Origin of the sequence: Gracilibacillus ureilyticus, from assembly GCF_900111195.1 — a bacterium.
GTDB classification, from domain to species: Bacteria; Bacillota; Bacilli; order Bacillales; family Amphibacillaceae; genus Gracilibacillus; species Gracilibacillus ureilyticus.
This window is the reverse complement of sequence record NZ_FOGL01000005.1, coordinates 139823-166289: the sequence shown is the minus strand read 5'-3', so window position 1 is coordinate 166289 and position 26467 is coordinate 139823. Positions and strand designations below refer to the sequence as shown.

Genomic DNA, 26467 nt, shown 5'->3' with positions numbered 1-26467 from the left:
CCAATACATAATTACCTTTCGTAAAGACATGCTAATCTTATATCAAATAATCGAATCGGAGAGAGATGGGTGACTGGATTTCCATAATTCTTTTTATTGTTGTAATTATTTCATAAATGTTAAACTTTCCCTAGTTTAACAATCGGACTTACATTAGGCCATCATTTCTGGAGAAACAGGCAGTCAATAATATTGTTAGCAGTCTTACCGGTATTAATAATTTTAAAGGTCCGGTTTAGTTGGAATTATTAGATATTCAGGAGGAATTGAAGGATTTGTTAACTTTGAAAAAGAATTGACACAAAAATAGAAATGGAACTGCAAAGTCAGAGCATCACTTCTGACTCAAACAGTCAATATGTACGAAGTATTCCTTTTAATATCTTTGCTATATCGATGATTTTTATTGGAACCCTTTTCGTAATCTTCCTTTCCAGTATCTCCAGCCAGGTGTGGAGATACTGAAGATATAGTCTATCTGTGCCAGTCAAATTCTACAGCCCGCAAAAATGCTTTTGCTAATACCGTATGACCAGTTGTATTCGGATGCACGCGATCCCAAGCAATATTTGCCGGATACAAACTTTTCATAACCTCATTAAACGCTTCCTGTGTATTCACAAAAATGCAGCCATGCTCTTCAGCGATTTTTTTAACTTCTGCCCCATACTGATCCATAGTATGACGCATTGCATCAGATTTATTAGGCTCTATGTAAAACGGAGTCATAAGAATAATATTTTCTGCTGAAGATTTTGTGGTCTCAACTAATTGTGTTAGAGTTTCTTTGTATTCGTCGATATATACATGAATCTCCTTCATTAACGGTGAATCATACTGTCTCCATACATCGTTTATTCCAATCATAATACTTACCCAGTCAGGATTTTGTTCTATTACATCTTCTGTCCATCTTTCCTTCAAATCACGAACAGTGTTACCTGAAATCCCTTTGTTCACAACCCTGATCCCTAATTCAGGGTAGGAGGATTGAAGAAAAGCATCCACAATGGAAACGTATCCATTTCCTAACGCTTGAAATAACCCTTCACCATGAGGTTTAGCTCGATCACAGTCTGTTACTGAATCACCGATAAACAATAATTTTTTATCTTGTTTTAATAACATAATCCAGCTCTCCATTCCATTTTAATAGTAAAAACTCCTTATCTTTTATTATATAATTATATCGGATACAAAGGAAGGGAATAAACAGACTTTTAGTTTAAAATAGCGATAAGTGAAAAAGCCCCAGTACCAGGAGGCTTTTCCGTTCAATGTTTTTACTCAAATGTGTACATCACTTTAATCGCATTGCCCTTTCCTGTTAGAATCCCGAATCCCTCTTTTGAAAGTTCTGGTAGTAATTCATGTGTAATTACTTTTTGATACTCCGGGTTCCTTGAGACTATTTCTAATGCAAGTTGGAAATCCCGATCCGTATAAACCCTGACAAATTGAATTGATAATTCTTTAAACATCGATTGTAGTAGATTGACTTCCCCAGGTTTCTTGTAAGCCGCGACAATAATTATCTTGCCTTTTATTTTTGTTATGTCTATGATGTCTTTTAGCACGGAGGGATGCCCCGCACAATCAAATACAAAATCTGCCCCTATCCCATTCGTTCCAGCCTCAATTACATCTTTTACACTCTCTTTCTTTGGATTTATGGTATTAAAGCCAAGATTACTTGCATGAGACTGTCTATATTCATTCGGTTCAACAATTGTGATATTCGTTGCACCGAAGTTTCTTAATGTTAAAGCTAAACAGATGCCTATTGTTCCCGCTCCAAATATTACCACACTGTCACCAGGGGTATACTGTCCTTGTCTAATCGCATGAACAGTAACTGCAACAGGTTCGATTAGGGCACCTGCTTTCAACGGCATATCTTCTGGCAGAGGATATACGTTTTCTATTGGTACCTTAACGAATTCTGACATACCTCCGTCACTGTCGATACCAATTAAGCGTAAATTCTCACAGACATGACTGAGGCCCGCTATACAAGTAGAACATTGACCACACTTTATTAACGGATTAACTGTTACTTGTGTACCTATTTTAAATTTCTCATTCTCAGATGCAATCGTTCCAGAGAATTCATGACCTAAAATCAAGCCAGTTTTTGCCCGTGGATGTGTACCCGAATAAATGTATAAATCACTCCCGCAAATACCTGCAAATGCTGACTTAATTAATACATACCCTTCTTCCTTTACAGGTTTCTCTCTGTCTAGACATTCAATTAATTCAGGAGCTTCAAACACAATAGCTTTCATATTTGTCATCCTTTCATTATACGATTATTCGCCTGTGAGGAGACCAAATACATCAGGCAGCCATAACGAAATAGCCGGCACAAAAGTTACCAGAAGAAGAACACCTATTATCGCAATAAAAAACGGCATGATCGGCTTTATAACATTTTCGATCTTTAACTTAGCAACTCTGACACCAATAAATAAAACCGGGCCAACTGGCGGTGTGATCGTTCCAACACTAACATTAAGAACCAGCATAACACCAAAATGAATAGGGTCTATTCCTAACTCCATAGCAATAGGTAAAAATATTGGTGTGAAAATCAGGACAGCTGGGGTAGGATCCATAAATGCCCCAACTAGCAGTAAAATAAGATTCATAATAAGAAGTATTACAATCGGGCTATCTGATATGGACATCAATACATCAGAAATAAGACCTGGTATATTTGTAAATGACATTACCCACGCCATAATGGTAGAAACACCAATTAAGAACACAACAATAGAAGTTGTTTTAGTGGCTTCTATTAATATACCTGGCAAGTCTCTTATTTTAATTGTCTTATAAATAAAAGAAAGAATTAAGGAATATATAACAGCTATGGCTGATCCTTCTGTTGCGGTAAAAATCCCTCCAATAATACCGCCAATAACAATTACAATTAAAAGGAGACATGGTACAGCATCTAAAATAATATAAAATTTATCCTTCCAGCTTATCGATAGTTGAGATTTGTAGTTACGTTTTTTTGAAATAATCCAAGCAATAAACATACAGCTTAATCCCCAGAGAAGTCCGGGAAGATATCCACCTAGGAATAAAGCCGCAATAGAAGTCCCTCCGCTAGCCAGAGAGTAAACAATCATAATATTACTAGGAGGTATAAGCATTCCTGTAGGGGCGGATGAAATATTCACAGCTGCACTAAAATCACTATGGTAACCCTCTTTTTTTTGCATTGGTGACATAGTTGTCCCAACTGCCGCAGCAGCTGCCACGGCCGATCCGCTTATAGATCCAAAGAGCATATTAGCTATTGTATTTGTATGAGCTAAAGAACCGGGCATCCTTCCAGATAAAATTTTGGCACAGTTTATCAGCCTTGTGGCGATTCCCCCGTTATTCATAATTACACCAGCTAAAATAAAGAAAGGAATTGCCAGCAAAGAAAAAGAGTTCATTCCGGCAAACATGCGTTGGGAAGAGGATAAAAGCGCATCATCAAAACTGAGTATATACATCATTGCTATCATCGATGAGATTCCTACACTAACACTAACCGGAACGCCAATGATTAAAAATACAAATATTCCAATTGCCAAAATTAATCCTACAACTACAGCAATATCCATCTAAACTCTCCTTTCATTGGCGTTTTAGGTATTAGTTAATGCTCTGTTACTAATAAGCTGATAAATGTTATACACACAATAAAACATAATGCATAATCCACTTATCGGCATGACTGCATATAAGTATCCAACAGGTATTTGCAATGTTGCATTTGCCTGGTTCCACGCAATTTCCACTGCAGCAATCCCACCTATCAGAAGGACAAACAATGCAAACACTGCATTAATCATCTCTATTATCACTTCAGTTATTATCCTGATTTTTTTAGGAAACTGCTCCTTTACCATTTCTACTGCCATATGACCCTTTTCTCCAAATACAATCGCTGATCCAATTAAGACGATCCATACAAAACAATATTTTGCAAGTTCTTCCGAGAAAACACTTGGATTGTTTAATACAAACCTGGTGATAACCTGCCATGTTACAAGTATGACAAGAAAACCAAATAGTCCTATGCAAATAGTGGAAAGAGCATTATCTAATTGCTTCTTGGCAAATTCCATATTCTCACCCCATCACTATTCCATATCTCTCAGTTTCTCGTATATTTCTTTTGCCTGATCTGAAGTTAATTTCTCCTCTATTAATGGTTCAACTGCTTGCTGGAATGCCTCCATATCCACATCATTAAATTGAGCGCCTGCCTCTTCTGCCTCCTGTTTTGCTTTATCCACATCTTCCGCAAATAATTCGTACTCTAATTCAATGGCGTTTGCTAACTCTTCTCTGAATATTTGCTGATGTTCTTCTGACATCCCATTAAATAATTCTGAATTAATAATTAAATAATCTGGCAACATTAAATGTTGAGTATTACTGTAATATGGCGCTACTTCCACATGTTTCAAATCATTGTAAACAAGTTCATTATTTTCTCCGCCGTCTAACACACCAGACTGGATTGCGGTATAAACTTCACCTTGACCCATCGGTGTCCCAACTCCACCCATCTTCTCCATCATTTGTACATTTGTATCACTTTCCATCACACGTATCTTCATTCCTGCCATATCATCCGGCTTTTCTACAGGTTTCTCACCGTTATAAACATTTCTTACCCCGCCATGAAATGCACCGAGTACAATCATTCCGTCCTCTTCTACGGAGTGATACAGATCGTGAACAATCTCTTCATTATTGATAACGGATTGCTGATGTTCTTTCGAATCAAAGACGTAGGGTAAATTAAATACAACAAAATCTTCATTGAAGTTTTCCATTAAGCTTCCACCAACAATTGACATCGCAATAGTACCAGACTGTACCAGTTCTATTGTTTCCCTCTGGGCACCTAACAGTTCATTAGGAGACACTTCGACTTCGTATGCTCCGTCAGTTCTCTCTTTGATTTTCTCACCAAAATCTACCATTGCTTTGAATTGAGGATGTGATTCCGGCTGATTAAAAGCAACTTTAAGAACCTTTGTTTCTGAAGAATCTGTACTGTCACTTGAGGATTGACCGGAGTTACTGCAAGCAGAAAGCAATAAAGTTAAAACAACGATCATAAACCAGCAGAATATTTTTTGATCAATTTTTTTCACTATTCTCCACCCCTTATGCTTATAATGATTCTCTTATGATTAAAGCCGGTTCGAAACGGTAAATCCCCCCATCTCCAGTTTCCATTTTATTATTTATCTTTGTCAGTAATAGATTGGCAGCTTTTTTGCCCATGGAAAATGCTGGCTGGGCAATGGTGGTTAACGATGGATGATATATACTGGCAAAAATTACATCATCAATACCAATGATTGCTAAGTCTTGAGGTATCCTGATTTTGTTTGTTTTTACAAAGGCCAAAATTTCAAATAAGACCAAGTCATTCAATGCTAGAATTGCTCCCGGAGGGTCTTTCAGATTCAGCATTCTGGTTAAATGCACAGAAACTTTATCAAATGAAGTGTCTGCTATATACTCTGCTTTTAAAGGTATGTCATGTAATTGCAATGCTTGTTTATATCCATTAATTCTTTCAATTCTTGGAGTCAGGCTCTGAATAAGTGGTGGGGAGATAACACCGATTTTTCTGTAACCATTTTGAATAAAATTATTTACAGCAATTAGTGAAGCTTTTTTGTTATCTAACAGAACTGTATCAATCTCAATATCTGGTACAATTCTATCCATAAATACTATGGGATAATTTTCATTGGTTAGTTTTTTATAAAGAGCTATATTCCCGCCAGTTGGAAAAATGATCATACCATCCACTTGTTTAGCATAAAGCATTTCAATAAATTGCTTCTCTTTATCAGGATCATCATCCGCGTTACAAACAATCACGTGAAAGTGACGCTCATTACAAAAATCCTGTATTGACCTGATCACATGAGTAGAAAACACATGTAAAATATTTGCTACAATGACCCCTATTGTATTTGTTTGTTTTTGTTTCAGACTTCTAGCTAAATAATTGGGGCTGTAGTTCAAATCTTCAATCGCGCTTTTAATTCTTTCTTTTGTTTTCTCTCCCATATAGTCATATCTCTCATTCAAATATTGGGAAACTGTACTCTTAGAAACCCCAGCCTTTTTTGCTACATCAGTAATAGTTACTTTTTTCATTATTCACTCCTTTTTTATTCATTTAGCAAAATACTAAATCGTTTTAGTGAACCGGTTTAGTTAAATTATAGATTGTATGTAAGCGTTTTATGATTAAAAATTTCATATTTTTAATAAATCCCCTCCATTTACTTGTACAAAAATATGGTGGAACATAACTATCATGTTCTAAACAAAACACGAATGTCAGAAAAAAATAACTGCACATTATATGGAAACTGTACAATAACCAGAAGAGAGTAACTTTGAAATATTTAGAGTGAAATACCACCGCTTCGTCCGATTGCTTCCCATTCCATGAGGACGAGCCCACGGTAACTAATATGCTTTTGTCCCAGATTCTTTCACTTATACAAATATTAAAACCCCTGTATGAATACAGGGGTTCAACACTTCAATTAGTTATCTCTTAAGATGTTATAACTTTATCTTCGTCGAAGTTGCACCATCTTCAGGTGTGATTTTTTCTTCTCCAACTATATCAATGTGATAGGGGTTATTAACTCCTTGAACATCTACATCTATTTCATTACCATCCCGTTTTACTGTTACCAGTCCGATATCATTCCCTTGGGAATCTACTAACTTTCTGGTAATACGGGTACCTTCATCTGGCTGATAGATTCTTAAGGTTACATGATCAGTATAATCATAGACCGGTTTATCATCACTTGTTCCTATTGGCAAAATAGTATTCGGGCGAACAAATAAAGGCAGACTGAAATAATCATATTTATCTTTAAACCATGTTCCTCCTTCTATAATTTCGTCTGTCAGCAGATGGGTCCATTTCCCTTTCGGTAAATAGAAGGAACCAATCCCTTCATCATTGAAAATTGGAGCAACAAGGATGGAGTCACCCAGCATATATTGCCTATCCAATGTTTCACACAAAGGATCTTCAGGAAATTCCAATAGCATGGAGCGCATTACCGGAATCCCTGTTTTGCTGTTATTTACAGCTTGCTCGTATAAATAAGGCATTAAACTGTTTTTTAATTTTGTAAAGTGACGGGCAACATCGACTGCTTCTTCGTCAAAATTCCATGGTACACGATAAGAAGAGCTTCCATGGAAGCGGCTGTGACTGGAAAGCAATCCAAATGCTGTCCATCGTTTAAATACATCAGGTGTAGCAGTATTCTCGAAGCCGCCAATATCGTGACTCCAGTAACCGAAGCCAGATGTCGTTAAAGATAAACCTCCCCGTAAACTTTCAGCCATCGCATCATATGTTGAATCACAGTCTCCTCCCCAGTGTACCGGAAACTGCTGACCGCCAGTTGTTGCTGAGCGTGCAAAGACAACTGCTTCCGCTTCACCTTTTTCCTTTTTTAATAAATCAAAAACAACCTTATTATATTTGTAAGCATAATAGTTATGCATTTTTTGAGGGTCTGAGCCATCGAAGTATGTGACATCTGTAGGAATCCGTTCACCAAAATCAGTTTTAAATGAATCGACCCCCATATCCAGCAGTACTTTTAATTTTTGCTGGAACCACTCACATGCATCCGGGTTGGTAAAATCAACAATTCCCATTCCCGCTTGCCAAAGGTCCCACTGCCAAACATCACCATTTGGCCTTTTCAAAAGATAACCTTTTTCCGCTCCTTCATCGAATAAGTAAGATTTTTGGGCAATATATGGATTTATCCAGACACAAATCTTCAATCCTTTATCTTTTAAACGTTGCAGCATTCCTTCAGGATCAGGGAAATTTTGGTGATCCCAAAGGAAATTACTCCACTCAAATTCTTTCATCCAGAAGCAATCGAAGTGAAAAACGCTCAAAGGTATTCCTCGTTCTGCCATCCCATCGACAAAATAATTGACAGTTTCCTCATTGTAATCTGTCGTAAAAGAAGTAGATAGCCATAATCCGAAAGACCATGCAGGCGGTAAGGCCGGACGCCCCGTTAATGCGGTGTATCGACTCACTACCTCTTTAGGCGAAGGCCCATTTATGAAATAATAATCAAGGTACTCTCCCTCTACACTAAACTGTGAACGAGAAACCGTTTCAGAACCAAGCTCAAAGTTTACTTCTTCCGGATGATTCACAAATACTCCATATCCTTTACTGCTTAGGAAAAACGGGATATTTTTATAAGATTGTTCAGAGCTTGTGCCTCCATCTTTATTCCATATATCAACAGATTGACCATTCTTAACAAAGGGAGTAAATCGCTCACCTAGTCCATAAAGATGCTCACCTACCCCTAAGCGGAGCTGGGCCCGCATATACGTTTTATCTTCTGGTCCGGTAATCCAGGAAAGCCCCTTTGCATCAGCATCTGTCAGCAAACCATGCGAATTTAAAAAGGAGAAGGCAAAATGTTCCTTTGTCACATTTAGTGTCAGATCACCGCTCGTGAATGTGATTGATTCTTCTTTATCTTCAAACTTCCCCGTTCTTTTTTCGTTCAGTACTTCAAACTCCGGATATCTTGCCTTTCCACCTTTATAGTGCCATGTTTGTACACGAATCACATCATCACATGGGGAAGATATTTTTAATGTTAATAAAGGGCCATCTAACGTATCACCACGGTGATTAAGATATTTGCACGGCGCATATAGAGTAATCTGTCCATCCTCGTCATTTACCTCATGAATTAATTTAGGAAAGTGTATTTCATAACCTTTTCTTACCATCCAGTTGCCATCAGTAAATTTCATATTATTTTTCCTCCTTCAATATCAGTACATCATACCCGCTGATTTCAGCTACGCCTGAAAATGTTTGATCACTTAAGAGATCTCTCCACCTATTATTTGTTAGTTCAAAACTTGCATTTTCTCCATTATGATTAAGAATAAAGATGATTTTCTCGTCCTTCTTTTCCCGTGCAATCACTTCTACTCCATCATCTGAAGTGACATCAGTTGTAATACCTTTTTCCTCGCAAACAGTTAAAACAAAATCATTGACAAACGCTTGATCAGGACTTGAAGCAACATAATACGCAGTACCTTCCCCGTAACAATTCTTCGTAAGTACTGGCATTCCTTTATAAAAGTCATTTCCATATGTTGCTAATACTTGTGCTCCTTCTGCATGAATTAGATCAAACAGTATATTACACTGGTATTCACCCTGTAACTTTCCATATCCATTTTCAAAAACTATCTGATTATACTGTGCAGGCTCGAGAGCATCAATTTCCTCTGCCCAGACACCAACAAGGTCACGCAGTTCACCCGGATAACCGCCCAGTGTTACTAAATCGCTTTCATTAACAATCCCGCTGAAAAATGTCGTAACAAATGTCCCGCCACTGTCAACGAATGCTTTCAGACGATCTGTATGACCTGTTTTTATCATATATAACACTGGTGCAATTACAATATCATATTTACTTATATCCTCTTCAACAGAAATCATATCAACAGGAATGTTATTCTGATAGAAAGCATCATAATATTTATGCACTTCCTTCACATAATCAAGAGCAATAGATGGCCCGCTTGAAAGCTGAATGGCCCAGCGATTTTCCCAGTCAAACACGATGGCCACTTTTGCCTTCACTATGCTGCCAATGATTTTATCTCCAAGATGACATAGTTCCCGGCCCAATTGTGCAGATTCACGGAACACTCTTGTATGCTCGTTTCCTGCATGTTCTATTACAGCTCCGTGATACTTTTCTGTTGCCCCTCTTGACCTGCGCAATTGAAAAAACATTATGGTATCTGCTCCGTGGGCCACTGCTTGATAGCTCCACAGTCTCATTACACCTGGACGCTTTAACGAATTGTATGCCTGCCAGTTTTGCTGACTAGGTGTTTGTTCCATTAGCATAAATGGCTGTCCACTTTTTAATCCTCGCATTAAATCATGTGTCATTGCCGTCAAACTAACTGGTGTATCAATTGATGGGTAGTTATCCCATGACACAACATCCATTTCTTTTCCCCATTTAAAGTAGTCTAATTCTGGATATAAACCCATTAAATTGGTAGTTACCGGTGTTTTGGGAGTATGTTTTTTTAAAGCATTGCGTTCCAATTTAAATATCTCCAGAAGACTATCTGATTGGAAGCGGCGATAATCAAGTGAAATCCCTTGGAAATTCGTGTTTTGGCCATCTTGCCACTCCTCACTTAATCCATTTGGTGCAACAATTTCATCCCATTCGTAAAATGTATGACCCCAAAATCTTGTGTTCCACGCTTCATTAACAGCAACTAATGTTTTGTATTTTTGTTTTAACCAGATCCGAAAAGCTTTCTCACAATTGTCACAATAGCAATAGCCTCCATATTCATTCGAGACGTGCCAGACGAGGACTGCCGGATGATCTTTATAGCGTTCTCCAAGCTTATCTGCCATTCTCTCCGAATACATTCGATAAGTAGGGCTGTTGGGACATGAATTATGCCTTCCGCCAAATTTCCGTTTTCTCCCCTCAAAATCTACTCTGCGAACATCAGGATACCGTTTTGCCATCCATGCAGGATGTGCTCCAGTACTTGTAGCAAGACAAATATAAATCCCATCTTTGTATAATCGCTCAATTGTATTATCCAGCCATGTAAAATCATATGTATTCTCATCCGGCTGATTAAGTGCCCAGGAAAACACATTTATTGTAGCTACGTCAATTCCGGCAAGCTTAAACATACGCTGGTCTTCTGACCATATTGCTTCATCCCATTGTTCGGGATTGTAATCGCCGCCATACCAGATTTTAGCTAACTTCTCATTGATCATCTTCTGCCTCCTCCAAACATTTGTATAATATTCCCAGCATACCTGCATCATTATGGTGCTTACATGGCTCTACTGGAACTTCGATATCTTTCCATGATGGAATCATATTAAGCTTCTCCTCTAATAAAGTATATAAATCATCTCTGATACTTATGGCACCGCCAAGCAAAATTTTTTCCGGATTTACCGTTGCTGCCAGATTAAATATCCCATAGCTAATATTACAAAACCATTGATCCAGCAGATGCTTCACATCTTTATCTTTTATGGAATCATCGAAAATCTGTTCACCTTCTATAAAGTGATTTTCCGGTATATTCTTCAGTAATTTATATTGATGAATCAATCCGCTTGTTGAAGCAATCTCATGCATGTTTTTGTAACCTTTATCCATTCCATTTATGATCATCAATCCAAATTCACCAGCTTTATATGTATGACCATTAACTAACTGATTATTGATAAAAAGTCCGCCGCCAATTCCTGTTCCAATAGTCATACACACGAAATTACTGCAATCTGTCGCATTGCCGCTTAATTTTTCTGCAAGAGTTGCGCAATTCGCATCATTTTCTATGATGACTGGCAATTGTATCTCCATATTCAGCATTTTTAGAAGATTGCTGCCATGAAGTACATCAATTGCTCCAGCAAATTCTGCGTAACCAGAGTTTGGATTAATAAAACCAGGGAAGCTAATTCCAATTTTCTCTAAACGATAGGCGGATTGTATTTCCACTATTTTTTTAACAAGATCATTAAAGAAAATTTCTTTAGAAACCTTTCGTGTTTGATACTTACCTTTTTCCAGAAAGTCCCGATCTTCTGATAAAACACCATATTTTACAGTGGTTCCACCGATGTCGAAACATAGATATAACTTTTCATCCGCCATAATTGTCACTACTTTCCAGAATCCTGTTCTAACAGAGAAGCCTGAATCCAGTTAAATGGAAACAGGCTCTCATTATTTATTCGTTCGTACCCCATAGTTCCATAGTATCTTGAACCATTTTAGTCATCTCTTCATTAGCTTTGCTAATATTCATCGCTTCTAATTCTGCAATCATATCGTCCCACGCTTTGTCAAAATCAGCTGGATCTCCCAGAATTGCTTGAGTAATTCGTTGTTCGGTCAGATCGTCAGCTTTCTGTTGAATTATTTGTAGATCACTGCCAGCTGGAATGGTGTAGTTAAATGCCTGGCCATGCTTGGAAATTCCCAGTTCCTCGGTTGATGGGAAACAATCTATCCAGTTCTCCATCTCATATTCTTCAAGAACTTCTTTCTCAGCAGTATTAAAGTTCTCAATGATCTGTTCCTCAGAGTTTGGCGTTATCGGCTGGCCAGTTGAATCAACAGCACCATTTCCCCACTGCGGGAATGGATAGATATAGTAACCAACTCCAGTTTCTTTAGAATAGTCTTTATCATTATTCATTCTTTCACGATCATCTTCCTGCATTACACGCTTACCGTCTACGATATCGTAATTTTCGCCTTCAATTCCCCAGTTTACTAGAATTTGTGCTTCTTCAGATGCCATCCAGTCTAAAAATTCGAACGCCTCTTCCTGATATTCGCTGGTTGAAGAAATAGCTATTCCCCAACCACCTGAAAACCCATAATTTTTAAGTGATTGTGATTTGTATCCTTCTCCTAATGTTACTGGTAATGGTGCATAAGTTCTCCATTCCTTACCATCTGCAACTAATGCTTTATCTGCATCGGCAAAATCCCAATTCTGATCAGCAACAGACAGTACACGACCTGATGAAAGCTTCGAAATATACGTATCATATGTTTGAGTAAAAGATTCCGGGTCTAATAATCCCTTTGCATTCAATCCATTTAACCATTTAAAATACTCTTTCAGTTCTGGCAGCAGGAATTTATAAGTCGCTTCTCCGGTCTCATCATCTACTGCCCACTGACCGTCACCTGCTAAGCCAGCCGCAAAACCTGCCGGGTCACCTACTGTAATTAACCAGCGCCAGTCACTCCCAAGCAGTGACAATGGAATGGTTTTCTGACCATCAATTTCCGGGTATTTCTCATAATATTCTGTTAATGCAGCTTCAAAGTCTTCCAATGTTTTTATTTCCGGATAACCTAGTTCACGTAAAACATCTAATTGAATTTGGAAAGTACCGCTTGTTTCCCAATAAGCATTTTCCACACCGTAAGTTCCTACAGTATAAATGCTTGGATCCTCAATTGAATTACGCAATCTGTTTATCTGATCACCATACATTGCTTTCAGGTTTTCACCTTTTTCTTCAATTAAGTCATCAAGTTTGATAACACCGCCCGCCTCGATTAATTTACCTATATCGCCTTTAGCAAAAATTAAATCAGGATAATCTCCACTTGCGATCATTAGCGGAATTGCTTCATCATTACCACCCACCGGGTAATCCAACTCTAACTTTATTCCTGTTTCTTCTGTGATTTTCTGGGCAACAGGATCATTAAATTCTTTCTCCGTCCCATCAGCACTAAAAAAAGATAGTGTTATCGGATCCTCTGCAGATGGCTCCTCTTTTTTATCAGACTGGTCATCACCCTGGCCGGTTTCACTATCACTACATGCAGCGAGCACGAAGAAACCTAATAAAAAGATTAGAAATAGTGCCCAATTTGACAGCTTTCTTTTCATACATTAACCCCTCCATCTTTTCTTTTAAAATTGTATATTAATATGAAATTAATACCTTAACTTTTTACTGCACCTAATGTTAATCCTGTAACGAAGTACTTTTGCAAAAATGGGTAGACAAGCAGGATTGGTACAGTTGCGATAATGGTAATTGCCATTTTAATAGATTGTGGATTTGTCTTTCCTGCGATCACTTCCGCATTTTGGGAATTGATATCCCCACTTGAAATATTTGCATTATCGAGAATCTTCATCAGTTCGAATTGCAAAGTCGTCAATGCTTCATTACCTCTTGCATACAGGTAGGTATCAAACCAGCTATTCCACTGTGCTACTGCAAGAAATAATGCGATCGTTGCGATAACCGGCATACAAAGCGGAATAATTATTTTACTGAAAATAACAAAGTCATTTGCACCATCAATCTTCGCTGACTCTTCCAGAGCAACAGGTAAATTATCCATAAATGAGCGAATAACAATAACATTAAATGCTGTTAAAAGCATAGGCAAAATATATACAGAAAAATCATTTATCAAACCTAAGTTCCGAATTAACATATACTCCGGGATAAGGCCCCCGCTTATGAACATTGTTAATACAAGCAAAAGGCCAACAAAGCCATTTAATACAAAATCCTTTCGGCTCAATGTATATGCAAGCATCGTACTGGCAATAATTCCTGTTATTGTTCCAACTACTGTACGTATGATCGACATAAGAAAAGCTTGAAACAAGAGATCATTACTTCCGAATATTTCCTGATAATTTGCCAAGGTAAATTCCCGGGGCCAAATGTGAATACCACCTCGCGCTGTATCAACTGCATCATTTAATGAAATGGCCAAAATATTTAGAAATGGATAAAGCGTAACGACAATCACAAAGGCCATAAAAATTGTTAAAACGATATCAAATACAGTCCATTTTTTCTTCATCTAAGCGTCACCTTCTCTCTGCACAAAATCATTAGAATACCCTGCCTTCACCGATACGTTTTGCTACACTATTACAAATCAGTATAAGAATGACACTGATAACGGATTTAAAAATACCAATCGCTGTACCAAATGAATAACGAAACATACCAATACCGTAATCCAATGCATATAAATCAATAACAAGTGCTTTTTCCATCACTATGTTATTTCCTAACAGCATTTGCTTCTCAAAACCAATATTGATTAAATTACCTATATTTAAAATTAACAAGACGATAATAACAGCGCGGATGCTTGGTAATGTAATGTGCCACATTTGACGTATCCGGCTTGCACCATCTACTTTCGCAGCTTCATAAAGTTGAGGGTCCACTCCCGCCATTGCTGCCAAATAAATAATGGCGTTCCATCCAGTTTCTTTCCATACATCCGACAGTGTAACAATTCCCCAGAACATTTCGGGTTTTGCCATATAATTTATTGGCTGATCAATAATCCCTAATCCAACTAAAATGTTATTGAAAATCCCTTCCTGAGATAACATTGTAATGACAATATTCGCAACAATCACCCATGAAACAAAGTGAGGTAAATAAGAAATCGTTTGTGTCCATTTTTTTAATGTAAGAAACCTTAATTCGTTGAGCAGTAATGCGAAAACTATCGCCGATACTGTTCCAAACACAAGTCCGAGAATTCCCATACCTAATGTGTTTTCCAATGCTGTATAGAACATTGGTTCATTAAATAGATCTTTAAAGTGCTTCCACCCTACCCACTCTTGTTCAAAGAAACCGAATTGCGGTTTATAATCCTGGAATGCCATAACCCAGCCAGCAATCGGAATGTATTTAAATACAAGCAGCCAAATAACGAAAGGGATGGACATTAGTAATAAGGCTTTTTGTTTACTCGCTCGTTTCCAAAAGCTTTTGGTATACGGCTTTTTATTATTTTTAGTGATACCCGATCCAATCCTTATCTGTCTTTCAACAGGTGAGGATGTTTCAGGAAGATTTGATTGTGCACTTGCTGAATTATTTTCTCTACTCATTATCTCTCTCCTTACCTGGAAACCAGTTAATATGCCGTCTTCTTAGTTAATATTATATTAGAAACCGCTTTCTTAAGATACCGTTTAAAAGAGACATAAAATCATGTAAAATGGGGAGGTCGGAATCGGAGAGAGGCTCATTTTACCGTTTAGGTCCACGATTCCAAAAAAAAAAAAAAAAAAAAAAACACCAATAGAATTAATCTATTGGTGCCCTCTATTAATAATTATTCTATACCTGCTGTCCATTCTGATACCAATTCCTGGTTTTCTTCAACCCAGGCAGCAGCAGCTTCTTCTGGATCAGCACCATTACTGATCTCAAGCATAACACTTTCCATATCTTCTGTAGTCCAGTTAAACTGATCTAATACTTTATAAGCGCTTGGCAAATCTTCTTCCAGTCCTTGGCGTACCATTGTTGCAATATACTCTTCTCCACCAAATGTTTGTTCAGGATCTTCTAAATATTTCAAATCATATTCTGCGAACTTCCAGTGTGGCGTCCAGCCAGTTACTACGATAGGTTCTTCAGCATCAATAGCTTCACCAAGTGCTGTTGTCATCGCACCACCTGTTGATGTTTGAACTTCCCATCCTTCAAGTGCATAATCCTCTACAGCCTGTTCTGCTGATTGAACAACACCTGCACCTGCATCAATACCTGTAATTTTCTGATCTAATTCTTCTGCATATTCCGGTAAGTCGGCAATAGAATTAATATCCATATATGATGGTACAACTAACCCGATTTTTGCTCCACTTAAATTTTCTCCTAAGTCAACTAGAGCATCTTTATGAGCTTCATACAGATCACCATGGGTTCCAGGTAACCATGCTGCTACCATACCATCTGCTTCACCATTAGCTACCGCTTCCCACATTGCTGCATTATCTAATGCAGTAACCTTCACATCATATCCAAGATCTTCAAATACTTTACCTACAACATGAGTGGAAGCAATTTCTGAATCCCAATTTACATAAACTAATTCAATTTCTTTACCTTCGCCTACTGCAGCTTCTTCTGTCTCAGTTTCTTCCGATCCTGCAGTATCTTCAGAATCATCCGAACCACCACAAGCCGCCAGTACAAGAACAAGTGCAAGCATACTTGCAAATCCTAAGATTCTCCATTTGTTTTTTAACATAATAGATTCTCCCCTTTTTCTTATTGTTAATTTATTGAAACTCCCCTTAAGGAGGTTCTGACATTATTTACTTCCCTTTATTTAAGTTCTGTGTCATACGATCAATAATTATTGCTAAAATAACAATTCCTAAACCTGCCACAAATCCCTGGCCACCTTGTGACCGTTGCAAAGCTGATAATACTAAGTCACCTAAACCTGGTGCACCAATCATTGAGGCTATAACTACCATTGACAATGACAACATAACTGTTTGGTTAACACCTGCCATTATTGTCTTCTTTGCCATAGGTAATTCTACTTTAAATAATTTCTGTGATCCTGTTGTACCAAATGCATCGGCTGCTTCTACTAATTCACTGGAAACCTGTCGAATACCTAAATTAGTAAAACGAACGACAGGAGGTGTTGCAAAAACAACTGATGCAAACACACCTGGAACCATTCCGATTCCGAAAAATACTACAGCTGGAATTAAATAAACAAATGCCGGCATTGTTTGCATAAAATCCAGTATTGGTGTAATGATTATTTGTGCCCATCTGCTTTTAGACATCAGGATACCAAGCGGTATACCTATTACTACAGATATGACACTTGCAAATAAAATGAGTGTAAATGTAAACATTAACTCTTCCCATATATCCTGATTCAGGATAAACAACAAGCCGATAATAGAGAAGATTGGTAACCCGACTTTTTTACCGGAAATAAAAAATGCTAATAATGCGACAATTATGATGATAATAGATGGCGGTACTTCACTTAACAATTCAGCGGTACCTTCTATAAAGTCGCCAAATTCATTTTTTATTGGATCAAACGCGAATGAAAAAGCAGACTTAGTCCAGTCAACAAAATTATCTATCCATTCAGCTACAGGTAATTCAGGTAAGAAATCAAGCATGAGTCTCTGTCACCCCATTTCCATTAGCCAATGCCGCAATAACGGCACCTCGTACAATAATTCCTTTTAACTTTCCGTCATCCACTACAGCTACCGGTACTGGGGCATTATGAATGATTTCGAAGATTTCATGAATGGAGGTATCCGGTTGAGCAACCGGCATATCTGTGCGGATTATATTGTGTAAGTCTTTTTGTTCTTTTTTCCTTGCTTCAGATACATCATCGGCAGTGACATACCCTTTTAATTGTCTTGTCCGATCAACAACATAGATACTTGATAATCCTTGTTCACGCATTCGCTCCAACGCTACTCTTGGACCGTGTTTCTCAATATCAACTGTTTCCGGCCTTTTCATAATATGGCTAGCTGTTAAGACTTTCGAGCGATCCACATCCTCCACAAACCGTTCAACATAGTCATTTGCCGGGTTAACCAGGATTTCTTCCGGTGTACCGATTTGAACAATTGAGCCATCTTTCATCAATGCAATTCGATCACCAATACGTAATGCTTCATCCAGATCATGTGTAATAAAAATGATTGTTTTTTTCATTTTTTCCTGGAGATCTAGCAACTCATCCTGCATATCTTTTCGAATAAGTGGATCTAACGCAGAGAAAGCTTCGTCCATCAGTAATACTTCGGGATCATTTGCTAGTGCACGTGCAAGTCCTACACGCTGCTGCATACCACCAGACAATTGATCTGGATATTGATGAATAAAACTGCCTAATCCAACTAATTCCAACGCCTCTTTCGCTTTTTTGGAACGTTCTTCTTTTTTAACACCTTGAATTTCTAAACCGAATTCTGTATTTTCCAGAACTGTTCGAAACGGGAACAGACCAAACTTCTGAAAAACCATACTTAGTTTTTCTCGTCTTACTTTTCGTAGCTGCTCCTTTCCAACTTTGGCTAAATTCTCTCCACCAACTTCCACATCTCCATTCGTTGGCTCAATCAGACGATTCAATAAGCGCACAAGTGTTGACTTCCCACTTCCGGAAAGACCCATAATAACGAAAACTTCACCTTGCTGCACTTCAAACGTAGCTCGATTTACCCCTACCGTACAACCTGTTTTCTTCAGTATTTCTTCTTTCGAAGCTCCTTTGTCTAATAACGAGGTTGCTTCCTTCACTCTTTTACCAAATATTTTAGATAAATTTCTCACTTTAATAATAGACATGAATAACTACCACCTCATTTTCCCTAAGCATTTTGAATCATTTATTTTGCATCACTTTTTCTACTCTACTCTTTTTAGATGTAAATTTCAACCGAAACACTCAGTTTATTATTAATATTCAGTTTAAACTTTACAAAATGTATACGCTCTATTACGTTCATTATAGTATTTACAGAGAAATCTGATATATTCATTATTTGCTTTTTAAATATTTTTATGTGTAAAGTAGAAGAAGAGAAATTAAGGAGGGTGTCAGTATTTTATGGATGAGCAAATGGGAAATGAACCGTTCGAAAAAATAAATAACCAGATCATTTCGGAATTTTCCAAAACCTTAGAAATGTTCTCATTAAATAAAACCGAAGCCCAATTATTTGTTACATTATATTTAAATGAAGGACCAATGACACTTGATGAAATGAAAGAGGGCTTAGGGAAAAGTAAAACTGCGATGAGCTATGCTATTAGAAGATTGCTTGAATTTAATCTCGTGGAAAGGGTATGGCAAAAAGGGATTAGAAAAGATTTATATGAAGCACGGGAAGATCTTTATAAAAAATTTATGAAAACATATGTCAATCGCTGGCTGGAATCATTACATAGACAAATCAATAATCTTTCTGAAATAAAAGAAAATTTAGATGAATCATCTCACCAGCAAAAGATATCTATTGAACATAAGATTAATGAAGCAATTTCTTTTCACCAATCGCTGGAAGAAGTATTTGCTAAGATTAAGAAAAATGACTTCCTCTAAACCTTAAAAACAAGCACCCACAGGGAATGCTTGTTTTTTTGCTGCCTATTTTAATAAGACTTGTTCGATTTCATCCAAGGCTTTGTATACCTTTTCTTTCTCAATTAGAAAATCGAACCCTTCATTATTTTTCTGATAGGAAAAATACGTGTCATTCATTGAGTAAAAGTCAATTACATACTGTGACCCGGTATTGTAGGTAATGGTCAATTCCTTATTTTCAGCAATATTGCTTTCATTTTTTACTACACTGTCAAAAGAAAGGCCTGCTAAACTTTTATACGCTTCCTGTACAGCCTCTGTTGATACGGCATTATCGTTAACTGTAAATTGTTTGTTGAATTCACCGTCTTCATTCAACTCATGTGCTTCGGAAGTACCTGTAATGATCCAATTGTGTTCACTAGATGTAACTTCTATTGATTGAATATATTCTAATGGAACAATATGGACAAAATGATCAGTTAATTCAAAAGGTGGATGACTGTATGGATCAAGGGTTCTTGTACCAATTGTAAAAACTTCTTCCGTCCCCTCCAATTTTGCATAATACTTCTGGTCAGGTGCCGGATCCCCTATAAGGAGTGTCTCTGTATGACCACTCGTTTGAAAGGTTATTCGGAAATCTACTTCTCCCAACTTTGAGACATCATCAACTATCTCTGTTTTCTGTAGCTGTTCCATTCCCGCAAGGATTGCCTCCATTTTTGAATAGGCAACGCTGTAAACACTGTGATAAGGTTCTTTAACATACCAGCCACTTATATGAGCCAACGATTCTTGTTTACTGTATGGTGATTCCTTGGTCAGGTGGTATTGTTCTGTGCCATTATCAATAATAATGTTTTCAACTTCAGAAGGTGAAATGGTCAATATAGCACTATCCAAAAGCATGGCTGACTGCAACGGTATAGTTTCAACAAGCTCCCGATCAACTAAATAAATTTCATTCTTCTCTACATGCTGAATATAATACTTCTTGCCATCAGAATGTAACTGCCCTATTGCAATAGTTTGCTGTGACCCGTCTTTTCCCTGAAAAGCTACAGTCACTTCAGGAGAATCAAATTTGACAGATTCTCTGGAAATCTCCACTTGATCCCCTTCTAATTCATTCATCGCTTCAACAAAACTGGTAACTTTATTGTTATTCTGCTTTCTTTCTACATTTTGGACATTCCAGGTACCCTCATCTCTTTTTAATTCTATTTCTTCCCCCATTGCTGTTACATTTATAGTAATAATTTGATCAAAATCATCCAAAATATTAACAGGGGATTCTTTCGCATCGGTATCCTTATTGCGGTCAGTAATAATAAATAATACAGTCGATGCTCCGACAATAACGGCAATTAACAGGAAAATAATCCACTTTTTTCTCATGTGGACACCTCATCAGACGAACTTGGATTCGCTAGCTCTTTCTCCATCGTTTCCAGCGGTTTTCTCATATTAAACATAATAAAAAATGCTGCGATACTCATACAAAACCATATAGCGATACCTGGAGCAAACATGTAAATAATAAACAGTGAAACAAATGTAGATAAATTAATCAACGTCGTTTTGAAAAATTTAAAATTAGAATAAATGGAAACTAACCATAGATTCTTTACTTTCACTTCAAATCTAGTAAGAACCGGGAAAGCATATAACATGATAAGTAAGAAAATCACTAGCAGGATAACAATAACTGGTGTTAGCCATTTTAACTGAGCATTCGTGTATTGTAGATCAATCAAAAGCATGGCAAGAATTGTCCATTTTAGTAACCAGTATTTAATTGATATGAAAAAGTTCTTTCTGTAATAATTCCAAAAATCTTTCGCAGGACTTATTTCTTTTTCCCTGGTTAACTTACCCATGACAGCATACAATGCCGCCAGTGCCGGACCTGCCGGAATAAGTGCAAAATAGAAAATAATCATATTAGCCAGAGTCAGCTCGAAAATGATAAAGGATAGAACAAATAATAGATTGGCAAGCATAAAGTGAATGTTAGTCATCAAAAAATAGTAGATATACTGAATTGCAATATATAATGGGCGTTCTGTTACAGTCTGTGACATTTTCTTTCCCCCTATAGGTGTACAGTTATTTCTTTGTTTCGCTGTTCTTTTTGATATTCCTTAGGACTCATCCCGTTATATTTCTTAAACTTTTTATAAAAATAATCTATATTAGAATAACCGACTTTCTCAGAAACCTGATATACTTTCATATCTGGCTGTTTTAGTAATTGTTTAGCTTTATCAAGTCTAACTTTGTCTAAATATACGTGAAAATATTCACCAGTACAGTTTTTGAATTTTTTCCCTAAATAAGACCGATTATATTTAAATAGCTCAGCTATAATTTTTAATGATAAATCTCTATAATGATATTGTTCAATATATTGTACAATTTTGTCAATAGTATTCTCGGAAGTGCTTACAAAACTATTAAGCTGGCATGACTTCGCCATTAGCATTTCTTTTGTTAACTGTAGTAAAGTTTCTAAATCCTCCGCCTGATAAATCACTTCTACTAACTTTTCGTTACTTTCAAGCTTCAGATACGGATAATTACTTTTCATTTTCCGATAAACTGATTTAATAAAATCTAACCAATCTGCTCGAATTCTCTCTTTTCGAAACAAATAAGTTTGATAATATTCCTTTATTTCCTTAAAATAATTCTCTAATTGCTGATTATCATCAAATTCCAGCGCTCTAAATATTGCGTTCCCTAGTTGATCTGTCAGAAGAGGCTTCTCTTTTTTTCTATCGAGCATGGAACTATATAAAATGACATTATTATGAAAGTTATAACTGTAATTTTGCAGTTTGACCAGCTGGTTATATGCTGATGAAAGATTTCTAAAATTTACTGCGTTGTCGATAATTTGAATTTTCACTCCCACAGATAATTTATCCTTAATAAAAATCCTTAATTTATCCAGAAAACCAACGGCTGATTTAACAGACTGATTGAAAAATAAGACAAGAAGCTGACTGTCCATTTTAACTAATCGTGAATCAGATGTCATTATTCGTTTAATGCTAGTCTCCACATGTTCCCAATCAATAAAATCTTCAGAAAGTATACTTGCCATTAAAAAAGATTTATTACCATAGTTGTTCCACAGGTTTTCTTTCATATTTCCATAAAGTAATTCTTTCCACTCATGTTGTTCCTTAATTTTTTCATATTGATTCAGCTGCAAATCAACACTTTTTTCGTTAAAGCACTTTTCTTTAATTTTTTGAATTAAGGGAATTAATTCTTCTTCATCCACCGGCTTTAGCAAATAAGATTCCATTCCTAACCGGATCGATTCCTGTGCATAAGTAAAATTAGAGTACCCTGACAGTACAATAAATTTCGCTTTTATTCCTGCCTCCTTTGCTTTTCTCACCATTTCAATCCCATTTAATCCGGGCATTTTGATATCAACAAAGACAACATCAGGCTGAAAAAGTTGTATGTTCTTTAACCCCTCATTACCATTCTTAGCTGTTCCGACAATCGTATAACCAAATTGTTCCCATTCTATTATGGAACAAAGCCCTTCACGAATGAGCGGTTCATCATCAATAATCAAAACTTTTAACATAATGATTACCTCCCTTTTTTGTGTTACTCTACTCGCTTTGGTAATTTAATAGCCATTGTTGTTCCAAGCCCGAATATACTTTCAATTTCAATTCCAAATGCATCCCCGTAATACAATTTAATTCTTTGCTGCACATTGTGTAATCCGATTCTGTTCCCATCAGACTGATAATTCTCATCATCCATCTGTGCGCGAATTTGATACAGTTGTTTTTTAGGAATTCCTATCCCGTTATCTTTCACTTCTATCCTCATATACCGATCTTCATCCATAATTGAAATATGGATAAATCCAGCTTCTTCTTTACTCTCAAGCCCATGGATAACTGCATTTTCAACAATTGGCTGAATTAATAACGGGAAAATTTTATTCGATAAAATCCCTTCTTCGACATTTATGTCATAAGTAAATTTATTGCCAAACCTGACATGTTGTATTTCTAAATAATGTTCAATTAATTCAAGCTCTTCTTTGATTGGAACAGGCTTATCAGTTCTTTCAAGTGCTGATCGCATCATTTTACTTAACATTTTAATCAGTTTAGCTACTTCAGGGTCTTTATTCACCAATGCTTTCATCCGGATTGTTTCTAATGTGTTATAAAGAAAATGCGGATTAATTTGTGATGCGAGCATTTTGAAATCGATTTCCTTCTGTTTGCGTTTCCATGTTTCTTCCTTTATTTTATGAATATATACTTCATCAATGATTTTCTGGACACTTTTAGTTGTTGTTGCTAAATCTTCATAAACCTGGCTTATCTCATCACTGCCTTTCATTTTTTTCGTGATTTGGAAGTTCCCTTTTGCAACCTGGAACATTGTCTTTCTCAGCTGCTCAATCCTCCGATAAAAACTCCGGATAAAAATTCCGATCAGTATCACAGATACTAACAGTGCCCCACTTGTTATCAAAAAACCTCTCGTAAAAATGATATTCGGCTCTTCCATAATTTCCTCGACCGGTATAATAGTGGAAATCTGAACTGAATTGGTAAGCGACTTTTCCGGAACAATTTCATGTACACTTAGTTTGACGTCTTCGCTTTGATATTTCGTGTCAATTAAATAATTCCTGTTATCTTGCTTAATATCTGCAAAGAAAACAGGTGATTCTCCCAAAAATGTTGGATCTTTATGATATACAATTACCTCTTTATCAAGTGTAATAAAAGTATTGTAAGGTTCCCCTTCCACAACCGTTGCCAGTACATCGGGGGAAATATAAATTGCCAGTACACCCAGCAGTTCGTTTGCATTTCCGAATATGGATCTCGTTAATGTCAGATATTCTTTTTCTGTCCAATGTTCTTTAATATAAACCCAGTTAATTTTTCCCCTGTTAGAAACAGCTTCTTTATACCAATTCTCGCTTCTTACCGAATTGTCAGCATGGATAAAATAAGAATTGGTTATCATGTTTTTATTCATGAAAAATTGAATATTCTCAATTTCATCATAATATTTTATAAATTCATCAAACACAGGGTATTGATTGTATGCATTATATACGTCCAGCAATGTTTCATACTCATTTGCTAGCAGCGTTTTCAAATTGTCATTAATATAAAGTAAATCTGAAGTATTTGTTACCCGGTTAAATATAGTATTTAACCGCATTTCCATTTTATCTGCATTAGTTTCTACTTCTTTTAAGACATTCGATATGACGATTTCTCTTGTACTGTAATTTAAATAGGCACCTACAAGTAAAATCGGGATAGCTGTAACTATCAAATATATACCAAGCAGCTTTTGACTTACTTTTAACGGTAATTTTTTCACAGCAATCCCTCATTTCACTATTTTGTAACCGCTTTATTTTACAGGTTTTGACCATTTGTTGCAATAACCGACTTGTACCAAAAATAACTCTTCTTAGGGATACGTTCTAACGCTTTTTCATCTTTTTCATCTCTGTCAATGTAAACAAAACCGTATCGCTTTTGATAACCATTTAACCAGCTTAGCAGATCGGTAAAGGACCATGCACAATACCCAATAAGGTCAACTCCATCAGTAATTGCTTTCTGTATTTCTATTATATGGCCTCTTAAATATTCAATCCGGTAGTCATCTTCAATTGTACGTTCATTCGTCAGATCGTCAAATGCTCCTAATCCGTTCTCTGTGATCATCATTGGCAGATCGTAGCGATTTTGCAGTCGTCTTAAGGCTATTCTGATACCAACAGGATCTATTTCCCAGCCCCATTTTGTTTTCTCTAAAAATGGGTTTGATACATTTGAAAACATCCGTTTTTCCGGAGTTTGGGCTTGTTCTTCTTTCGGCTTCATTAAATATGGATCTGTTGCTTCGAAGCTCTTCTCTAATCCGGCATCGTTATCCCCAGAAGGAAATTCTATTTCATTTGCCCGAACGGTTCCGCCATGATAGTAATTAACTCCCAAAAAGTCTGGCTTTGCGGACTGCAGTAATTGTAAATCTCCTTCTTCCACAGTTGGAGCTACTCCTAATTTAACTAACTGTTTGAATGTTGCCTTCGGATACTTCCCATTCACATAAACATCCAGCCACCAATGATTCTGGAACTCTTCTCCATTTAATGTTGCTAACACATTCTCTGGTTCACAATTAAAACTGTACATTGGACCATAACCAAAGCTTGGTCCTATTAAACCATCTGGTACCAGTTCATGAAAGCTGTTAATTGCCTTGGCGTTCGCCAGATTGATAATATGATTGGCTTCAAACATCTTTTTAACATCTGATAGATTAGGAGGATGTGCCTCCCACCGGTATCCCAATGCGGTAAAAACATTCTGTTCATTAAAACTTACCCAGTACTTCACCTTATCTTTAAACCGCTTAAACAAAATTCTAGCATAGTTATCGAAGTCATCAATTACCTGTCTGGATTCCCAGCCATTATACCGGTCTTGCAAGGCTTGAGGAATATCCCAGTGATATAAGGTTAAAACAGGTTCAATGTTATGCTTTATCAATTCATTAATAAGATTCTCGTAAAATGCTAATCCCTTTTCATTTATCTCACCAGATCCGTCAGGAAGTATTCGGCTCCAGGCTAATGAGAAACGGTATGCTTTCAACCCCATATCTGCCATAAGTTTTACATCTTCCTTATAACGGTTGTAATGGTCTACGGCAATATCACCATTTGTACCTTGAAAGGTCTTGCCGGGTATTTTAGTAAATTGATCCCAGATGGAAGGACCCTTTCCATCAGAATTCCAGCCCCCTTCAATCTGATAAGCTGCAGATGCCGCACCCCAAAGAAAATTTTGAGGGAATTTTTCTAATTTTTCATGATACAT

Annotated in this window: 21 protein-coding genes; 1 reads left to right on the top strand and 20 read right to left on the bottom strand. The window is 36.8% G+C overall.

Annotated elements, in window-relative coordinates; all coding sequences use genetic code 11:
* Positions 1 to 474: 474 nt before the first annotated feature.
* The 15 genes from BMW36_RS07355 to BMW36_RS07285 all read right to left on the bottom strand — a co-directional run bounded on the left by BMW36_RS07355 (position 475) and on the right by BMW36_RS07285 (position 18820).
* On the bottom strand, positions 475 to 1128 hold the full coding sequence (locus BMW36_RS07355; RefSeq protein WP_089740211.1) for an SGNH/GDSL hydrolase family protein: 654 nt from the start codon (positions 1126 to 1128) through the stop codon (positions 475 to 477).
* Positions 1129 to 1283: 155 nt separating this feature from the next.
* Positions 1284 to 2288, bottom strand: a complete 1005-nt coding sequence (locus BMW36_RS07350; protein ID WP_089740210.1) for a zinc-dependent alcohol dehydrogenase — start codon at positions 2286 to 2288, stop codon at positions 1284 to 1286.
* A gap of 24 nt (positions 2289 to 2312) precedes the next feature.
* Entirely contained in the window at positions 2313 to 3620 is a 1308-nt protein-coding gene (locus BMW36_RS07345; RefSeq protein WP_217640952.1) for a TRAP transporter large permease, read from the bottom strand.
* Between the two features lie 30 nt (positions 3621 to 3650).
* Complete coding sequence (locus tag BMW36_RS07340) at positions 3651 to 4133, bottom strand: TRAP transporter small permease (RefSeq protein WP_089740208.1); 483 nt, start codon at positions 4131 to 4133, stop codon at positions 3651 to 3653.
* A gap of 15 nt (positions 4134 to 4148) precedes the next feature.
* A complete protein-coding gene (locus tag BMW36_RS07335; protein WP_245711616.1) occupies positions 4149 to 5174 on the bottom strand; it encodes a TRAP transporter substrate-binding protein in 1026 nt (341 codons plus the stop codon).
* 19 nt (positions 5175 to 5193) lie between these two features.
* The gene (locus tag BMW36_RS07330) at positions 5194 to 6198 is read right to left on the bottom strand and encodes a LacI family DNA-binding transcriptional regulator (RefSeq protein ID WP_175480376.1); all 1005 of its coding nucleotides are present in this window, start codon (positions 6196 to 6198) and stop codon (positions 5194 to 5196) included.
* Between the two features lie 417 nt (positions 6199 to 6615).
* A complete protein-coding gene (yicI, locus tag BMW36_RS07325) occupies positions 6616 to 8880 on the bottom strand; it encodes an alpha-xylosidase (RefSeq protein WP_089740206.1) in 2265 nt (754 codons plus the stop codon).
* A 1-nt stretch (position 8881) separates the two neighbouring features.
* Positions 8882 to 10915 carry a beta-galactosidase gene (locus BMW36_RS07320; RefSeq protein WP_089740205.1) on the bottom strand — a complete coding sequence of 678 codons (2034 nt, stop codon included), beginning with the start codon at positions 10913 to 10915 and terminating at the stop codon, positions 8882 to 8884.
* Positions 10905 to 11810 carry an ROK family protein gene (locus BMW36_RS07315; protein WP_245711624.1) on the bottom strand — a complete coding sequence of 302 codons (906 nt, stop codon included), beginning with the start codon at positions 11808 to 11810 and terminating at the stop codon, positions 10905 to 10907. The genes BMW36_RS07320 and BMW36_RS07315 overlap by 11 nt, the downstream gene beginning before the upstream one ends.
* Before the next feature lie 76 nt (positions 11811 to 11886).
* Positions 11887 to 13575 (bottom strand): ABC transporter substrate-binding protein, encoded by a 1689-nt coding sequence (locus BMW36_RS07310; protein WP_089740203.1) that lies wholly within the window; start codon positions 13573 to 13575, stop codon positions 11887 to 11889.
* Between the two features lie 56 nt (positions 13576 to 13631).
* Positions 13632 to 14513 (bottom strand): carbohydrate ABC transporter permease, encoded by an 882-nt coding sequence (locus BMW36_RS07305; RefSeq protein WP_089740202.1) that lies wholly within the window; start codon positions 14511 to 14513, stop codon positions 13632 to 13634.
* Positions 14514 to 14544: 31 nt separating this feature from the next.
* Positions 14545 to 15405 carry an ABC transporter permease gene (locus BMW36_RS07300; protein ID WP_245711623.1) on the bottom strand — a complete coding sequence of 287 codons (861 nt, stop codon included), beginning with the start codon at positions 15403 to 15405 and terminating at the stop codon, positions 14545 to 14547.
* A gap of 392 nt (positions 15406 to 15797) precedes the next feature.
* Positions 15798 to 16721 carry a glycine betaine ABC transporter substrate-binding protein gene (locus BMW36_RS07295; protein WP_089740200.1) on the bottom strand — a complete coding sequence of 308 codons (924 nt, stop codon included), beginning with the start codon at positions 16719 to 16721 and terminating at the stop codon, positions 15798 to 15800.
* Positions 16722 to 16788: 67 nt separating this feature from the next.
* Positions 16789 to 17628 (bottom strand): ABC transporter permease, encoded by an 840-nt coding sequence (locus tag BMW36_RS07290; protein ID WP_089740199.1) that lies wholly within the window; start codon positions 17626 to 17628, stop codon positions 16789 to 16791.
* Positions 17621 to 18820 carry a quaternary amine ABC transporter ATP-binding protein gene (locus BMW36_RS07285; RefSeq protein WP_089740198.1) on the bottom strand — a complete coding sequence of 400 codons (1200 nt, stop codon included), beginning with the start codon at positions 18818 to 18820 and terminating at the stop codon, positions 17621 to 17623. Before BMW36_RS07285 ends, BMW36_RS07290 begins: the two co-directional genes overlap by 8 nt.
* 262 nt (positions 18821 to 19082) lie before the next feature.
* Between BMW36_RS07285 and BMW36_RS07280 the strand changes: the two genes are divergently transcribed.
* Positions 19083 to 19577 (top strand): GbsR/MarR family transcriptional regulator, encoded by a 495-nt coding sequence (locus BMW36_RS07280; protein WP_245711615.1) that lies wholly within the window; start codon positions 19083 to 19085, stop codon positions 19575 to 19577.
* 45 nt (positions 19578 to 19622) lie between these two features.
* Here the strand turns inward: BMW36_RS07280 and BMW36_RS07275 are convergent, their stop codons facing one another.
* From BMW36_RS07275 to BMW36_RS07255, 5 genes are read right to left on the bottom strand one after another with little or no spacing between them, the layout of a single operon-like run.
* A complete protein-coding gene (locus tag BMW36_RS07275) occupies positions 19623 to 20960 on the bottom strand; it encodes a DUF4340 domain-containing protein (RefSeq protein WP_089740197.1) in 1338 nt (445 codons plus the stop codon).
* Positions 20957 to 21646 (bottom strand): YesL family protein, encoded by a 690-nt coding sequence (locus BMW36_RS07270; RefSeq protein WP_089740196.1) that lies wholly within the window; start codon positions 21644 to 21646, stop codon positions 20957 to 20959. Before BMW36_RS07270 ends, BMW36_RS07275 begins: the two co-directional genes overlap by 4 nt.
* An 11-nt stretch (positions 21647 to 21657) precedes the next feature.
* On the bottom strand, positions 21658 to 23172 hold the full coding sequence (locus BMW36_RS07265) for a response regulator transcription factor (RefSeq protein ID WP_089740195.1): 1515 nt from the start codon (positions 23170 to 23172) through the stop codon (positions 21658 to 21660).
* A 23-nt stretch (positions 23173 to 23195) separates the two neighbouring features.
* Complete coding sequence (locus BMW36_RS07260; RefSeq protein ID WP_245711614.1) at positions 23196 to 24956, bottom strand: cache domain-containing sensor histidine kinase; 1761 nt, start codon at positions 24954 to 24956, stop codon at positions 23196 to 23198.
* A gap of 38 nt (positions 24957 to 24994) precedes the next feature.
* On the bottom strand, positions 24995 to 26467 hold the full coding sequence (locus BMW36_RS07255; RefSeq protein WP_089740193.1) for a glycoside hydrolase family 1 protein: 1473 nt from the start codon (positions 26465 to 26467) through the stop codon (positions 24995 to 24997).

Bases quoted from the DNA above. Each gene is read 5' to 3' on its own strand.
- BMW36_RS07355 (WP_089740211.1), bottom strand. From the start codon at position 1,128: ATGTTATTAAAACAAGATAAAAAATTATTGTTTATCGGTGATTCAGTA.
- BMW36_RS07350 (WP_089740210.1), bottom strand. From the start codon at position 2,288: ATGAAAGCTATTGTGTTTGAAGCTCCTGAATTAATTGAATGTCTAGAC.
- BMW36_RS07340 (WP_089740208.1), bottom strand. From the start codon at position 4,133: ATGGAATTTGCCAAGAAGCAATTAGATAATGCTCTTTCCACTATTTGC.
- BMW36_RS07330 (WP_175480376.1), bottom strand. From the start codon at position 6,198: ATGAAAAAAGTAACTATTACTGATGTAGCAAAAAAGGCTGGGGTTTCT.
- yicI (WP_089740206.1), bottom strand. From the start codon at position 8,880: ATGAAATTTACTGATGGCAACTGGATGGTAAGAAAAGGTTATGAAATA.
- BMW36_RS07320 (WP_089740205.1), bottom strand. From the start codon at position 10,915: ATGATCAATGAGAAGTTAGCTAAAATCTGGTATGGCGGCGATTACAAT.
- BMW36_RS07315 (WP_245711624.1), bottom strand. From the start codon at position 11,810: ATGGCGGATGAAAAGTTATATCTATGTTTCGACATCGGTGGAACCACT.
- BMW36_RS07310 (WP_089740203.1), bottom strand. From the start codon at position 13,575: ATGAAAAGAAAGCTGTCAAATTGGGCACTATTTCTAATCTTTTTATTA.
- BMW36_RS07305 (WP_089740202.1), bottom strand. From the start codon at position 14,513: ATGAAGAAAAAATGGACTGTATTTGATATCGTTTTAACAATTTTTATG.
- BMW36_RS07300 (WP_245711623.1), bottom strand. From the start codon at position 15,405: ATGTCCATCCCTTTCGTTATTTGGCTGCTTGTATTTAAATACATTCCG.
- BMW36_RS07295 (WP_089740200.1), bottom strand. From the start codon at position 16,721: ATGTTAAAAAACAAATGGAGAATCTTAGGATTTGCAAGTATGCTTGCA.
- BMW36_RS07290 (WP_089740199.1), bottom strand. From the start codon at position 17,628: ATGCTTGATTTCTTACCTGAATTACCTGTAGCTGAATGGATAGATAAT.
- BMW36_RS07285 (WP_089740198.1), bottom strand. From the start codon at position 18,820: ATGTCTATTATTAAAGTGAGAAATTTATCTAAAATATTTGGTAAAAGA.
- BMW36_RS07280 (WP_245711615.1), top strand. From the start codon at position 19,083: ATGGATGAGCAAATGGGAAATGAACCGTTCGAAAAAATAAATAACCAG.
- BMW36_RS07275 (WP_089740197.1), bottom strand. From the start codon at position 20,960: ATGAGAAAAAAGTGGATTATTTTCCTGTTAATTGCCGTTATTGTCGGA.
- BMW36_RS07270 (WP_089740196.1), bottom strand. From the start codon at position 21,646: ATGTCACAGACTGTAACAGAACGCCCATTATATATTGCAATTCAGTAT.
- BMW36_RS07265 (WP_089740195.1), bottom strand. From the start codon at position 23,172: ATGTTAAAAGTTTTGATTATTGATGATGAACCGCTCATTCGTGAAGGG.
- BMW36_RS07255 (WP_089740193.1), bottom strand. From the start codon at position 26,467: ATGTATCATGAAAAATTAGAAAAATTCCCTCAAAATTTTCTTTGGGGT.